General features: G+C 69.4%; 13 protein-coding genes and 3 tRNA genes. 11 read left to right on the forward strand and 5 right to left on the reverse strand.

Annotated features, from left to right (window positions below; translation table 11 throughout):
- The first annotated feature begins 84 nt into the window (after positions 1-84).
- The 5 genes from N1027_RS07895 (at position 85) to N1027_RS07915 (ending at position 3,672) form a co-directional block, all read left to right on the forward strand.
- A complete protein-coding gene (locus tag N1027_RS07895) occupies positions 85-1,416 on the forward strand; it encodes a sensor histidine kinase (RefSeq protein WP_259506756.1) in 1,332 nt (443 codons plus the stop codon).
- Positions 1,413-2,105: a response regulator gene (locus N1027_RS07900; protein WP_308199785.1), complete on the forward strand. Its 693-nt coding sequence runs from the start codon at positions 1,413-1,415 to the stop codon at positions 2,103-2,105. Before N1027_RS07895 ends, N1027_RS07900 begins: the two co-directional genes overlap by 4 nt.
- A 35-nt stretch (positions 2,106-2,140) precedes the next feature.
- A complete protein-coding gene (locus N1027_RS07905) occupies positions 2,141-2,533 on the forward strand; it encodes a PPOX class F420-dependent oxidoreductase (protein ID WP_259506757.1) in 393 nt (130 codons plus the stop codon).
- Positions 2,534-2,605: 72 nt separating this feature from the next.
- Positions 2,606-3,199: an ArsR family transcriptional regulator gene (locus N1027_RS07910; protein ID WP_259506759.1), complete on the forward strand. Its 594-nt coding sequence runs from the start codon at positions 2,606-2,608 to the stop codon at positions 3,197-3,199.
- A complete protein-coding gene (locus N1027_RS07915; protein ID WP_259506760.1) occupies positions 3,199-3,672 on the forward strand; it encodes a hypothetical protein in 474 nt (157 codons plus the stop codon). Before N1027_RS07910 ends, N1027_RS07915 begins: the two co-directional genes overlap by 1 nt.
- 14 nt (positions 3,673-3,686) lie before the next feature.
- Here the strand turns inward: N1027_RS07915 and N1027_RS07920 are convergent, their stop codons facing one another.
- Positions 3,687-3,980, reverse strand: coding sequence for a DUF4287 domain-containing protein (locus N1027_RS07920; protein WP_259506761.1), 294 nt, complete (start codon positions 3,978-3,980; stop codon positions 3,687-3,689).
- A gap of 146 nt (positions 3,981-4,126) precedes the next feature.
- On the opposite strand from N1027_RS07920, the gene N1027_RS07925 reads away from it, so the two are divergent.
- The 3 genes from N1027_RS07925 to N1027_RS07935 are packed head-to-tail and all read left to right on the forward strand — an operon-like array spanning position 4,127 to position 7,409.
- Entirely contained in the window at positions 4,127-5,236 is a 1,110-nt protein-coding gene (locus tag N1027_RS07925; RefSeq protein WP_259506763.1) for an ABC transporter ATP-binding protein, read from the forward strand.
- Positions 5,233-6,849, forward strand: coding sequence for an ABC transporter permease (locus tag N1027_RS07930; RefSeq protein WP_259506764.1), 1,617 nt, complete (start codon positions 5,233-5,235; stop codon positions 6,847-6,849). Before N1027_RS07925 ends, N1027_RS07930 begins: the two co-directional genes overlap by 4 nt.
- Before the next feature lie 53 nt (positions 6,850-6,902).
- Positions 6,903-7,409: a GbsR/MarR family transcriptional regulator gene (locus N1027_RS07935; RefSeq protein WP_259506766.1), complete on the forward strand. Its 507-nt coding sequence runs from the start codon at positions 6,903-6,905 to the stop codon at positions 7,407-7,409.
- 56 nt (positions 7,410-7,465) lie between these two features.
- Here N1027_RS07935 and N1027_RS07940 read toward each other — a convergent pair whose 3' ends face one another.
- A complete protein-coding gene (locus tag N1027_RS07940; protein ID WP_259506767.1) occupies positions 7,466-8,329 on the reverse strand; it encodes a DNA/RNA non-specific endonuclease in 864 nt (287 codons plus the stop codon).
- A 264-nt stretch (positions 8,330-8,593) separates the two neighbouring features.
- Here N1027_RS07940 and N1027_RS07945 point away from each other — a divergent pair, with 264 nt between their 5' ends.
- Positions 8,594-11,059: a preprotein translocase subunit SecA gene (locus tag N1027_RS07945; protein WP_259506775.1), complete on the forward strand. Its 2,466-nt coding sequence runs from the start codon at positions 8,594-8,596 to the stop codon at positions 11,057-11,059.
- 253 nt (positions 11,060-11,312) lie between these two features.
- Positions 11,313-12,272, forward strand: coding sequence for a beta-ketoacyl-ACP synthase III (locus N1027_RS07950; protein WP_259506777.1), 960 nt, complete (start codon positions 11,313-11,315; stop codon positions 12,270-12,272).
- A 44-nt stretch (positions 12,273-12,316) separates the two neighbouring features.
- Here N1027_RS07950 and N1027_RS07955 read toward each other — a convergent pair.
- From N1027_RS07955 to N1027_RS07965, 3 genes are all read right to left on the reverse strand, one after another.
- Positions 12,317-12,389 (reverse strand) — tRNA-Phe (locus N1027_RS07955).
- A gap of 95 nt (positions 12,390-12,484) precedes the next feature.
- Positions 12,485-12,561: transfer RNA gene (locus tag N1027_RS07960), tRNA-Asp, on the reverse strand.
- A gap of 58 nt (positions 12,562-12,619) precedes the next feature.
- Positions 12,620-12,692: transfer RNA gene (locus N1027_RS07965), tRNA-Glu, on the reverse strand.
- A gap of 180 nt (positions 12,693-12,872) precedes the next feature.
- On the opposite strand from N1027_RS07965, the gene N1027_RS07970 reads away from it, so the two are divergent.
- A complete protein-coding gene (locus N1027_RS07970; protein ID WP_259506778.1) occupies positions 12,873-14,141 on the forward strand; it encodes a peptidoglycan DD-metalloendopeptidase family protein in 1,269 nt (422 codons plus the stop codon).
- Positions 14,142-14,143 lie beyond the last annotated feature (2 nt).

Genomic DNA, 14,143 nt, shown 5'->3' on the forward strand with positions numbered 1-14,143 from the left:
CCATACGTTTCGCCGCTCATCCCTTCGGATGAAAGGATGCCGCCATGCTGTCGCCTCCTCGACAGGAGCACCTAGCGTGAGGGCATGTCTCGACTTCCGAAGTTCGTTCGTCTGACCGTCGAACCCGCGATCGCGGTGGTGTTCCTGGTGCTCTGGATCGTCGCCGAAGTCGGCCGTGCGCATCCGGCCGGCTTCTGGGTTGCGTTGGCGCTGTACGCGGTCGCCATCGGGATCTCGCGAGCACTGCCCGCGGTGGCACTCGGCATCATCGTTGGCGTGCCGCTGCTGCAGGTCGCGGGAGTGCTGAGCCCGCCGGAGTCGACCACCTGGCCCACCTATGAAGCCGCTGTCGTGGTGGCCTTCGTGGTGGGGCTGACGGCGACCGCGCGCATCCGGTGGGCAGCGATCGGGGCGATCGTGGTGCAGGCGGTGCTGGTCGGAGTCGCGATGGTCTACCGCGGCGACTGGCTGAGCTGGATCGGCGCGCGCGGAACCGGCGTCGGCGTGTCGGAGCCCGACCCCTCGGCCGCTGCGCTCTCGCTGGTGCTCACCGGCGCGGTGCTTGGCCTCGTGGCCTGGACCGCGGGCTTCGCCCTGCATGTCAACGCCCGCCGCCGCCTCGATCAGGAGCTCATCGCCCAGGCCGAGGCCGAGCTGGCCGTCGCCGACGTCGAACTGCGCGGCGTGAAGGAACGCAGTGAGATCGCCCAAGAGGTGCACGATGTGCTCGCGCACTCGCTCGCCGTGGTGATCGCGGTGGCCGACGGGTCGCGATTCCTGCGCAACGCCCGCCCCGAGACGTCGGGGGAGCACACGGATGCCGCCCTTCGCGAGATCGCCGACACCGCCCGCTCGGCGCTCACCGACCTACGCGGGCTGCTCGAGGCGCTGCACGACGACAGCAGCCGCCCGCAGCCCGCGCTCAGCGACCTCTCCTCGCTGGTGGCGCGCGTGACGGCAGCCGGGATGCGTGTGTCGATCGATCACTTCGGCGACCCGCGACCGCTCACGACGGCGCAGGAGCTGAGCGTCTACCGCATCGTGCAGGAAAGCCTGACGAATGCGCTGAAGCACGGGGGCGGGCATCCGGTGGCCGCCGTCTCGTTCGCCTGGCAGGGGGAGGGCTTGGCGTTGACGGTGGTGAGCGACCCAGGGGGTGACGCCGGAGCCGTGCCGGTGCCCACCGATGCCGCGCCCCGCACCTTCGGAATTCAGGGGATGAAGGATCGCGCCCATCTCGCCGGCGGATGGCTCACCGCTGATCGCGACGACGACGGCGCGTTCATCGTGACGGCGTTCATCCCGACGCGGGCAGTTGCCGACGCCAGCGTGAGTGCCGCCGCCGGAGCGGGTGCCGGAGCGGGTGTCGGTGCCGGTGCGGATGCCGGCGACACCGCGGCGGAGGACGCCGCGTGACCGCGACGCAACGGCCGGCCGCGCCCCCGGCCCCGATCCGCGTCATGGTGGTCGACGATCAGGAGCTCTTCGTCTACGGCATGCGCATGCTCATCGAGTCCCAGCCCGACTTCGAGTTCGTGGGCTCGTCGACCGACGGCGCGGAGGCCGTGCGGGTCGTGGCCGAATCCCGTCCCGATGTGGTGCTCATGGACATCCGGATGCCCGTCATGAACGGCATCGAAGCCACCCGCCGCATCACGCGACCGGACGGAGCAACCGACGCATCGACAGTGCGCGTGGTCGTGCTCACGACCTTCCAACAGGAGGAGGCCGTGTTCCAATCGATGAAGCACGGTGCGAGCGCATTCGTGACGAAGGACGCGACGCCCGAATTGCTGCTCCAGACCATCCGGTCGGTGCATGCCGGAGACGCACCACCGTCGGCGCTCGCCGAGCTCGTGAAGCGGAATGTCGTGTCAGCATCCACGGATGCGCCGGAAGAGGCGATCGCCGCGCTGACCCCGCGTGAGCGCGAGATCTTCCTGCTCGCCGCGAAGGGCATGCGCAACAGCGAGATCGCGGCGGCTGCGTTCGTGAGCGAGGCGACGGTGAAGACGCACGTGCGGAGCATCCTCGCCAAGCTCGGGCTCGAGACGCGGGCGCAGATCGTGGTGCACGCCTACGAGAATCGGCTGATGACGTTCTGAGCGGTCGCGGCGGGTGCGCGTGATTGGATGATCGGATGACCGATCCCATTCCCGCCGACTACGCCGACCTGCTCGAACAGCCGAACTACGGCCATCTCGGCACCGTGCGCCCCGACGACACCGTGCAGGTGAACCCGATGTGGTTCCTCCGCGACGGTGACACCCTGCGGTTCACGCACACCACGAAGCGCGCGAAGTTCCGCAACCTGCAGCGCAACCCGTCGATGAGCCTCTCGGTGATCGATCCCGACAATCCGTTCCGGTACCTGGAGGTGCGCGGCCGCCTGATCGCGGTCGAGCCCGACCCAACGGGCGCCTTCTACGTGACCCTCGGCCGGCGCTACGGCAACCCGAACCAGACCCCGCCCGCGGACTCTCCCGACCGCGTCGTCTTGGTGATGAGCATCGAGAAGACGACCGCCCAGTAACGAAAATGAGATATGCTCGTCTAATGGACGACGCATGCGAGGTTTCAATAAACGTACGATATTGTAGCTTTTATGAAACCCAACGTCCCGCTGCTCGCGCCCTTGTTGAGGTCGGACACTCAAGGGAGGCTGCTGGCCGAGCTCTATCTGTTCCCGGAGCGGGAACGCACTGCCTCCCAATTGGCACGCGACGTCCACACCAGCCTGCCAACAGTCCTGCGGGAGCTTGACCGCATGGTTCCGATGGGTTTCCTGACGGAGCGGTTCTCGGGTCGCAACCGCTATATCCGGGTCAACCGCGAGCATCCGCTCTACAATCCGGTTGCCGATATCGTGCGATATTCCTATGGCCCGCTCGCGATACTGCCCGGCATGCTCGCCCCGATCACCGGGATCGAGGAAGCGTACGTCTACGGCTCATGGGCCGCTCGTCTGGCCGGCGAGGCGGGGAGCGACCCGCAGGACGTGGACGTGCTGGTCGTCGGAACGCCGGACCGCCTCGAGATCTTCGAGGCCGCCGAGCGGGGCAGTAGTGCGCTCGGCCGGGAGGTCAACATCCGTGCCGTTTCGCGCTCGGCATGGGATGCCGGTGGTGACGCCTTTCTCCGCACCGTGAAGGCGAGGCCCTTGGCCCGTCTGGCGCTTCCGCATCCGGATGCCGGGTGATGCTGCGCTGGGAGAAAGGGCGCGAACGAATCGATACTCTCCTGTCGCGGCGCCACCTGGAGCAGGTCGCCGCCAATCGAGACCTGGCGGACGAGTATCTCTCGCAGGCCTACGCGCACCTGCGTACGTCGAGCGCGGTCGCGGGCAGCGATCCTGTGGGGGAGTTCCAGCTCGCGTACGACGCGGCTCGGAAGGGGCTCGCTTCGCTCTTGGTCGTCCAAGGGCTTCGGCCGACGTCCGTCGGGGGCCATCTGGTGTTGTACGAAGCGGTGCTCGCACAGTTCGACCCGCCGCTCGGAACCGTATTCCGGGCGTTCGGATGGATGCGCCCGCTCCGCAACGACAGCGAATATCCATCGGTCGATCGGCCCGTCGCATCCGTCGACGACGCCGTCGCGGGTCGCGAGGCTGCCGCTCTGATCGTGGATGCGGCGGCGCGGTTGATCGGGCAGCTCCCGCCCTATGGGCGCTGAGCCCGGCTGGCCGGCTAGTAGCCCTCGGGCTTCGTGGCGACGCCGTCGAGCCAGAGGTGGTCGTTGGGGTCGGAGTGTGTGCCATCGGTGCCCACGTGTTTCGTGGCGATGCGGTCGCCCTTGGTGATGACGTGCACGAGCGCCATGCCGTGCCCTCGGCCCAACCCGTAGTCCTCGGCCAACCACTGGAGGATCGGGCCGGCCTTCGTGTCGGCGCCGAATCCGCGCTCGTGAGCCTTCTCGACGAGCTGGCGCGGAGTGAGGCCGGTCTTCGTTTCGATGGTGTCGAGGTAGGCCTGGAAGGACATCGGTTCTCCTTGCTGGTGGTGCCGGCGGATCGTCTTCTCGTCCAGAGTATTGCGCGAACTGCGAGGTGACGATCGGCGACTCGCCCCCCGTGAGGATTGCGTTAGGAGAATTCACAAAATTGTGAAACGGGCGTAGTGTCACGTCCATGAACACAGTGATCGAGGTCAGGGCCCTCGAGAAGCGGTACGGCCGCGTGAACGCCCTGAACGGCTTGGACCTCGACGTCACCGCCGGCGAGGTGCACGGCTTTCTCGGCCCGAACGGGGCGGGCAAGTCGACGACGATCCGCATCCTGCTCGGCCTCGCCCGTGCCACGGGAGGTCGCGCGACGGTCTTCGGCCGCGACCCGTGGGCAGAAGCCAAACAGCTCCACCGCCGCATCGGCTACGTGCCGGGCGACGTCAACCTCTGGCCCAACATCTCGGGCGGCGAGGCGATCGACCTCATCAGCCGACTCCGCGGCGGCACCGCCGACAAGGCCGAATACTCGGCCCGCAAGAAGCGGCTGGTCGACGTCTTCCAGTTCGATCCCACCAAGAAGGGCCGCGCCTACTCGAAGGGCAATCGCCAGAAGGTCGCTCTCATCGCCGCGTTCGCCACACGCGCCGACCTCCTCATTCTCGACGAACCGACCAGTGGTCTCGATCCGCTCATGGAATCGGTCTTCGAGCAGGAGATCCACCGGGCGGCCGGCGAAGGCGCGACCGTGCTGCTCTCGAGCCACATCCTCTCCGAGGTCGAGCAGCTCTGCGACCGCGTCACCATCATCCGCGCCGGCGTCACCACCGAGACCGGCACACTCGCCGAACTCCGCCACCTCACCCGCACCGAGGTGGCGTTCACGAGCGAGGGGCTGACGGATGCGCACCTCGCGTCGCTCCCGGATGCGCACGACCTCGTCGTCGACGCCGGCCGCGTCCGCTTCACGGTCGACAGCGATCGGCTCGGTCCGGTGCTGACGGTGCTCGGCGCTCTGAACGTGCAGGGACTCACCATCGCGCCGCCCTCGCTCGAGGAGCTCTTCCTGCGGAATTGCGGCGATCAGCTCGACGGCGCGGTCACGGCCGCGGTCACGGGCGCCGAGCGCTCCGTGCGGGATGGCGGCTCCGGCGCGAGCGGCGTGTCCGGTCGGCACCGTGGCCGCACTGCCGCGGATGCGGATGGGTCACCCGCGCCCGGTGCCGGTGCCCGGGCCACCGACGCCCCTGCCCCCACGGTTTCGCCGCGCCACTCGGAACAGGCGACCCGACGATGAACGAGCTCGCCGCCCTTCTGCGGCAGCGCATCCGTCGCGACCGCTTGCAGTTGATCTTCTGGATCGGGGGCACGGCCCTCTTAGCGCTCTTCACCGCGTCGGCGGTGGCCACCACCTACGGCGACGCGGTCGAGCGCAACCAGATTCTCGCGCTCGCCATTCAGAGCCCGGCCATCCTCATCCTGCGCGGCCTTCCGCAGGGCGGGGGGCTCGACGAGTTCATCTTCTTCGAGATCTTCACCTACCTCGCTCTGCTCGCGGCGATGATGAGTACCTTCCTCGCCGTGCGGCACACCCGGGCCGAGGAGGAATCGGGTCGCGCCGAACTGATCGGCTCCACCCCGGCGGCCCGCGTGCTGCCCACGGTGGCGACGCTCGTGCACGGCGTTGGCGCGAACGTCCTGATCGGCCTCGGAGTCTTCGCCGGGTTCGCACTCGGTGGAATGGCCGTCGACGGCTCGCTGGTCGCGGGTGTCGCCACCACGGCGACCGGCGTCGTCTTTCTCGCCGTCGGGATGCTCGCGGCCCAGTTCATGCGCACCTCGCGCGGAGCGAACGGCCTCTCGATGGCGCTCGTCGGCATCGCCTTCCTGCTGCGCGGCGTCGGGGATGCGCTCGGCACGCAGACCGGGCCGCTCTCGATGGCGAGCGCCTGGCCGAGCTGGCTGTCGCCGATCGGTTGGGCGCAGCACACGGCGGCGTACACCCAGAACACTCTCGCCCCGCTGCTGCTCAGCGCGGCACTCGCGGCGGTGTGCCTCGTGGCCGTGTTCGTGCTGCAGGGGGTGCGTGACAGCGGAGCGAGCCTGATTCCGGAGCGGCGAGGGCGGGCATCCGCCGGTGCCACGCTGTCGAGTTCGTTCGGGCTGGCGTGGCGGTTGCAGTGGGGCACGATCCTCGGCTGGTCGGTGGGCGGCGCAGCGTTCGGGTTGCTGGCCGGAACACTCTCGTCAGTGGTGCAGCAGGCGGCAGCGAGCGACCCGTCGATCCAGCAGTCGCTGCAGAGCATCGTCGGGAGTGCCGGAACGATGACGCAGACCCTGGTGGCGGCGCTGTTCAGTTTCGTGGGTGTGCTGGCGGCGGCGTGTGCGACGCAGGCGGTCATCCGGATGCGTCAGGAAGAGGCGCTCGGAACCGCCGAAGTGGTGCTCTCGTCTCCGGTGTCGCGGGTGCGCTGGCTCGTCGACTATCTCGTGCTGGGCCTCGCGGCGATCGTCATCGTGCTGCTCTCGTCGGCTGCGGTCGCGGCGCTCAGTCTCGCCGGGTCGGGCGACGATGCGGTGAGCGCCGGCGACGTGTTCGCGACGGCTGCGGCGCAGTTGCCCGCCGCGCTGATCTACCTCGGTCTGCTCGCGTTGCTCTTCGTGCTCGTGCCGAAGGCGATGATCGCGGCGGGCTGGGCCTTCGTGGCGGTGGGCGTGGTGGTGGGCAACTTCGGCGGACTGATCGGGCTGCCCGAGTGGCTGCGCGACGTATCGCCGTTCACGCACACCCCCGTGATCACCGGGTCGACGACCGACTGGAGCGGGGGCGTGTGGATGGCGGTTGTCGCCGTGGCGGCGGTGGCGGCGTCCGTCGTTCTGATGCGGCGGCGCGAGCTGAGCACGGCATGAGTGGGCCCAGGATGAGCGCGTCGGGGCCGATGACGGCATGAGAGGCTGAGGGGATGGCGCGAGACGAGCAGGCGTTACGGCTGGCGGTCGAGAAGTCGGCCGCAACACTCACGGCGGCCGGGTTTCCGAAGATGCCGGCGCGACTCCTGATGACCCTGCTGGTGGCCGAGTCGGGCGGGCTCACGGCCGCCGAACTCGCCCAGACGCTCGGGGTGAGCGCCGCCGCCGTGTCGGGCGGGGTGCGGTACCTGCAGACGCTCGGTGCCGTGCACCGCGTCGCGCAGCACGGCAGCCGTCGCGACCGTTACGAATTGGGTGAGGACTCCTGGTTCACGGCATCGCTGAAGAACAGCCCTCTCTACGCCACGCTCGCGGGACTGGGCGAAGCGGTGCACGATGCGCTCGGCGACGACCGGTCGGAAGCGGCGCTGCGGGTGCAGGACATGGTGGACTTCTACCGCTTCCTCGAGGTGCGGATGCCGCAACTGCTCGAGGAGTGGGAGGGGCGGCGCGGAGCGGCCGCGGAGGCCGGCGACCCGGGGGTGGCTGCGGCCGAGTGACCCGGGGATCGTCGAGGCTTCGGGAAGCCTTCGCCGCCGCGGTGCCGGCGCTCCGATCAGAAGCGGAGCTGAGCGGGCGAGGTGATCTCGCGCCAGGTGGGATGAGCGGGCGGTGCTCCGGATGCGGCGGGCACGGGCGCGTAGACGTCGGCCGCCTCGAGGGCGCCGAGATCGAGGGCGGTCAGGGTCGCGACATCCGTCACCGGAAGCTGGAAGGTGCGGTACGGCCCGAGCGGGGGGACCGCCTCCGTCTCCCGTGCCCGGGCGAGGGCGGTCGAGAGGTCGATGTCGCCGAGCTGGGGCGACTGGTCGAGGAGGTAGGCGCTCGCGGCCAGCCGGGAGGTGGGGTCGGCGCCGGGCAGCGGAGGGGTGGCCCAGCAGGCGATCTTCCAGAAGCGGAGCGGGATGCGCGCCCCGCGATACTCGGGATCGGCCTCCCCGAGAACAGGGCCGGTGAAGACGCTCAAGCGCTGGCGGTAGGTCTCGGCGTAGGCGAGCACGTAGTCTTCGAGCCCGTTCCACAGCTCCTTCGACTGATTGAACTGCGCGGCCTGCGGGGCGGCATTCGTGTAGGTGAAGGTGTCGATGTTGGCGGTGGCCGCTGTCGCGGCATCGCCCCAGACGGGGTCGCGTCGGCGCACCAGATGCCCACGATCGAGATCGTTGCGGGCGTAGACCTCGGGGCCGGTCTGCTCGTCGGCGGGTGCTCGCTCGTCGAGGTGCCAGTCGTCGCCGCGACCGAGGTCGAGGAGGGTGGGGCCGTCGATGTTCACTGCTGTCGCGGCGGCGAGCCGGCGGTCGGTGTCGAGCAGCACGGTGAAGTGCGTGTACGCCAGCTCGCGGATGCGGCGCGCCGCGGCCGGTTCGGGAAGGGGGCACGGGGTGCCGAGGAATCCGGGGTCGAAGCCGAGTGCATCCATCCCTCCAGTCGAGCACGCCTGCTCGGATGCGCAACCCGCCCCCGGGTGTCGGGTCGCTGAACATTCACCGGCACCCGCATCACCCGCGTCGGCGACCCGTGCAGGCGCGACCTGCGCCCGCGCCCGGCTCGGTTTCACAGCTCTGCTCACGGCCCGCCTCCGGGCTGATCCTCGATTCGGGAGGCCGACGACGCTCGGCGCGCATCGGGCGGGCATCGAGCGCCCTCGCAGGCGGCATACGGATAATGGGCGGGTGAGCGCAGGATGAGCGGGGGACTGACCCGCATGCTCGGGCGCGTGCTCGGCAGGCCGGGAGCGGTGTCGTTTCGCAAGCAGACGGCCGTGGTCGCGGGAGCTTCCGCCCTCGAAGACGACCTCCGCACGCGCACCGACACGCAGCTCCGCCAGGCGGCCCGCGCCTACGGCGATGCGGTGCTCGGCCGGGAGCCCGACCAGCCCAGCGTTGCCGGATCGCGGGGTCGAGCATCCGATGACCCCATGTCCGATTTCCTCGCTGTTGCGCGCGAGGTCGCCGATCGCACCGTGCACCTCCGGCCGGTCGACGAGCAATTGCTCGCGGCGGCGGCCCTGATGGCCGGAAACGCCGTGGAGATGGACACCGGCGAGGGCAAGACTCTGGCCGGCGCGATCGCCGCCGCCGGCCTCGCACTCCAGGGCCGACAGGTGCACGTGCTCGCCGTCAACGACTACCTCGCCGCGCGTGACGCCGAGTGGATGGGACCGCTCTTCGAGTTTCTCGGCCTCGAAGTGGCCGCGCTCGGCCAGACCTCGTCGCGCGAGGAGCGGCGCGAGGCCTACCGAGCAGACGTGGTCTACGTGCCCGTCGCCGAAGTGGGGTTCGACCTGCTGCGCGATCGGTTCGTGGTGTCGGCGAGGGAGGCCGTGCATCCGGTGTTCGACGCAGCGATCGTCGACGAGGCCGACGCCGTCATGATCGACGAGGCCACGGTTCCGCTCGTTCTCGCCGGAGAGTCGGCCGACGCCGCCGCGGGCATGGAGCGGGCGACCGAGCTCGTGCGCGAGCTGCGGCCGGGCGAGCACTTCGAGATCGACGACGACCGCGCCACCGTCACCCTCACCGACGCGGGGCTCGACGCTCTCGAAGCCCGCCTGCACGGCCTGAACCTCTACGGCGACGACGGCGTGGCACTCCTCACGCAGCTCAACCTCGCTCTGCACGCCCGGGTGCTGGTGCACCGCGACGTGGACTACCTGGTCGACGACGGCGAGATCCGGCTGATCGACGCCGGCCGCGGCCGGGTGGCGTTGCGGAGGCGGTGGCCGGACGGGCTGCACGCCGCGGTCGAAGCCAAGGAAGGTCTGACCGTGTCGAGCGCCGGCGTGGTGCTCGACACGGTCACCATTCACGACCTGCTCACCCGCTACGCGAGCCTCGCCGGCATGAGCGGCACGGTCGTGGCGGTGGCCGACGACCTGCTGGAGTTCTACCGCCTCCCCACCGGCCGCATCGAGCGCCACGTGCCGAGCATCCGCATCGACCTGCCCGAGCAGATCCTGCTGACCCAGGCTGCGAAGCGCGAGGCCGTCGTGGCCGCCGTGCAGGGGCTGCACGCATCCGGACGCCCGGTCTTGGTGGGAACGCAGAGCGTGGCCGAATCGGATGCGCTCGCCGCGGCTCTGGAGCAGCAGGGCATCGCGTCGAAAGTGCTCAACGCGCGCAACGACGCCGATGAGGCGCGGATCGTGGCAGGGGCGGGAGCGCTCGGTGCGGTCACGATCTCGACCCAGATGTCGGGTCGCGGCACCGACATCCGCCTGGGCGGAGCGGAGGGCGCGGACGCGGAGGGGGCGGGTGCGGAGGGTGCTGGTGCCGCGGAGGCGGAGGGCGCGGGCGCGGATGCGGCGGGCACGGCCGCGGCTGGCGCGGATGCGGAGGGCTCCGTTGCGGCCGACGCCGGCCGCTCGTCCCGCGACCGCGTGGCCGCGCTGGGCGGCCTCGCCGTCGTCTCCACCGGGCGCTACCCCTCGGGCCGACTCGACGCCCAGCTCCGCGGCCGGGCCGGACGACAGGGCGACCCGGGCGGGAGCCTCTCCTTCGCGAGCCTCGATGACGACCTCGTGCGGGCGTCTGCACCCGCCCACCTGCTCACGACCATCGAGCGCGAAGGCACGGAGCTGTCGCCCGCGCGTCGAGCGGCGATCCTCCGCGACAGCCAGGCCATCGCCGAGAGCATCCGGCTCGATCGGCACCGCTCGACGTGGGCCTACAACCGGGTGGTGGTGCGGCAGCGGGCGACCGTGCTCGAGGCGCGCGACCGCCTGCTGGCGGAAGCCGCGGAAGCGGGGGAGGGCTCCGGCGACTCTCCCGAGGAGCGGATGCGCGAGGCCGCCCGCCAGATCGAACTGTTCCATCTCGACGACGAATGGCAAGCGCACCTGGCCGTGCTCTCGGAGGTGCGCGACGGCATCCATCTGCGCGCTCTGGCCGGTCTGGTGCCGGTCGACGAGTTCAGCCGCATCGCGCGGGAGGAGTTCGACGGCTTCTTCGAGCGGGTGGCGTCACGCACCGCATCCGTCGTGGCCGCGCTCACTCCCGACGCGCTCGAGGGCGGTCTGACGGCGCTCGGTCTCGTGCGTCCGTCGGCGACCTGGACGTACATGATGACCGACAACCCCCTCGGCACCCCAGGCGACCGGGCGGTGCGAGCGCTCGGTCGCGGCTGGCGACGCGCGCTCAAACTGGAGTAGCCGGCCTTAACCAGAGGATGCGGCGTCACGTGTTCCGTGGCGCCGCATCCGTCCCCCCGCCCCAGTCAGACGAGAAGTTGCAACCGGTCCCGATTCCGCTTGCAACTTGAGACTTCAATATCGCATACCCAACCATAATTTGCCAAGTGTCTTTTCCGAATGTTCACTCATGCCCCATCGGGCATGGTCGCGGGGTTACTCTCGGCAAGGATCGTTCGATCGCGCGATCCGCTCGACGACCGAGAGGGATGCCATGACCGGAGACCGCAGGGGCAGCCGGATGCTCGGACTCGGGCACTTCCAGCCCGAACGGATCATGACCAACGAGGAGCTCAGTCAGCTCGTCGACACGAACGACGAGTGGATCACCTCTCGCACCGGAATTCGCACCCGCCACATCGCGAGCGAGACCGACACGGTCACCTCGATGGCGATCGAGGCGGGCCGGATGGCGCTCGCCGACGCCGGCGTCGACGCGAAAGACGTCGATCTCGTCATCGTGACCTCGGTCACCAGTCACGATCGCAGTCCCAGTTCGGCCGGTCGGGTGGCGGTGGAGCTCGGTATGGCCGGCCCCGGCATCTTCGACCTGAGCGCCGCGTGCTCCGGGTTCGAGTACGCCTTGGGGGTCGCCGACATGGCGATCCGCGCGGGTTCGGCGACCACGGCCCTCGTCATCGGCTCGGAGAAGCTCAGCGCCTTCACCGACTACACCGACCGCTCCACCTGCATCCTCACCGCCGACGGCGCGGGCGCCTTCGTGCTGGGTGCGACCGACCAGCCGACAGTCGGCCCCACGGTGTGGGGATCGGTTCCGCATCTGCTCGACGGGGTGCGGATGGAAGGCGAACCCGCCCACTTCGCGCAGGAGGGTCGCTCCGTCTTCCGTTGGGCCATCACCGAGGCGGCCGGCCACGCCGAGCGCGCCGTGACTGCCGCGGGCCTCACACTCGGCGACATCGAGGTACTCGTGTCACATCAGGCCAACCTGCGCATCATCGAGCCGCTCGCCGAGGCGCTGAAGCTCAGCGACAAGATCGTCATCACCGACATCGTCGAGTCGGGCAACACCTCGGCCGCGAGCGTTCCGCTCGGGCTCTCGAAGGCCTGGCACCGGGGCGAGATCCCGGCGGATGCGCCCACTCTGCTGTTCGGCTTCGGTGGCGGATTCGCTTACGCCGGTCTGGTGGTGCGCACCCCGGCGCGCGCGTGAAACGAAGAAACCCCCGCCATGTAGAAGCTAGGCGAGGGTTTCAGTGGCTCCGACGGGCGTCGATCCCGTGACCTCACGATTTTCAGTCGTGCGCTCTACCAACTGAGCTACAGAGCCGAGCAGGCGCCGCTTGGGGCGGACGACATTGCTGTATCCGACCACACTGTGCCGCTCTAGCGAAAAGCCCTTCCGATGTGGAAGGGCTTCACGCCTGGCGACCCTGACGGGACTTGAACCCGCGACCTCCGCCGTGACAGGGCGGCACGCTAACCAACTGCGCTACAGGGCCTTATGTGTTGTTCCTATTGTATGTGTTGCCGACCCCTGGTCTGTGACCACGGTTTTCGTGACCCCAACGGGATTCGAACCCGTGCTACCGCCGTGAAAGGGCGGCGTCCTAGGCCGCTAAACGATGGGGCCGCGGCGACAACTCATCGAGTATGCCACATCATCTGCACAGTCGCCAATCGACGACGAGTTGTGCACAACCACGGGAATGTCCGTGCATTCTTCGCGCCCGCGCGTTAGATTCGCGGGAAGCGCTGTGACAGATGTGACAGATGCGAACACGAGTCCAGGGGAAGAGCAGTCCAGGGGAGCATGAGCACCACCGAGAATGCCGGAGGCCGCACCAGTCCGCGGAACCGCCTTCGGCGCATGCGCAACGCGGTGTCGACGATGATCGCCACGGCGGTTCTCGTGGTGTCCGTCGGCGTCGTCTCGGGCCCCGCCTTCGCCGACGACTACCCGAGCTGGGAAGACGTGAAGAACGCCCAGTCCAGCGAGACGGCGAAGAACGAAGAAGTCGCGCGCATCCAAGGCCTGATCGAGTCGATGAACGCGCAGGTCGCGGAGGCCCAGGCCGTCGCCATGCAGCGCGGCACCGAATATCAGGCGGCGCAAGAGAAGTACGACACCGCTGATTTCGTGGCGGCCCAGCTCGAGGCCCAGGCCGCCGAGGCATCGGGCCGAGCGGATGCCTCGAACAAGCAGGCGGGCCAGCTCGCCGCCCAGTTCGCCCGCACCGGCGGCAACGACCTCACTTTCAACCTGCTCGTCGGCGGCGACCAGTTCTCGAACGATCTGCTCTATCAGCTGAGCGCGATGTCGAAGCTCACCGAGAAGACGTCGCAGATCTACGCCCAGGCGGAGCAGGACCGCAACACCGCGACGGCGCTCACCGCTCAGGCCACGGTGGCGCGCGACGAATTGCGCGGGCTGGCCGACGAGGCGCAGCGTCTGCGCGACGAGGCTGTGGCGGCCCAGCAGGCCGCCGAGGCCGCGCTCCAGGAGCAGGAAGACCATCAGGTCGAATTGCAGGCGCAGCTGCAGGTGCTGAAGGAGAACCGGGCCGCCACCGAGGCCGACTACCAGAAGGGGGTCGAGTCGCGGGCCGCCGCTGCTCGAGCCGCTGCGGCCGCGGGTCTGCCGACGCTCCCGTTCATCGCGGCCAGTGGCTGGGCGAGCCCCTTCCCCGGGTCGTTCTCCTCCGACGAATACGGCATGCGCGTCAACCCGGTCGACGGTGGCTACCGCCTGCATTCGGGCATCGACCTCGTCTACGGCGGCGGCACCTGCGGTGCCTACGTCTATGCGGCGGCCGAAGGCCTCGTGAACTTCGCCGGCTGGAACGGCGGCTACGGCAACTTCATCCAGATCGATCACGGCGGCGGTGTCGCCACCGCGTACGGTCACAACACCCAGCTTCTGGTCGGAAACGGCGATTACGTGCAGGTGGGCCAGCCCATCTCGCTCGCCGGCACGACCGGAAACTCCACCGGGTGCCACCTGCACTTCGAGGTGCGGCAGAACGGCACCGCCATCAACCCGCGCCCCTTCATGGCCGCGCAGGGCATCGAATTCGGATAGGC

Source organism: Herbiconiux aconitum (assembly GCF_024979235.1).
Taxonomy (GTDB): domain Bacteria; phylum Actinomycetota; class Actinomycetes; order Actinomycetales; family Microbacteriaceae; genus Herbiconiux; species Herbiconiux aconitum.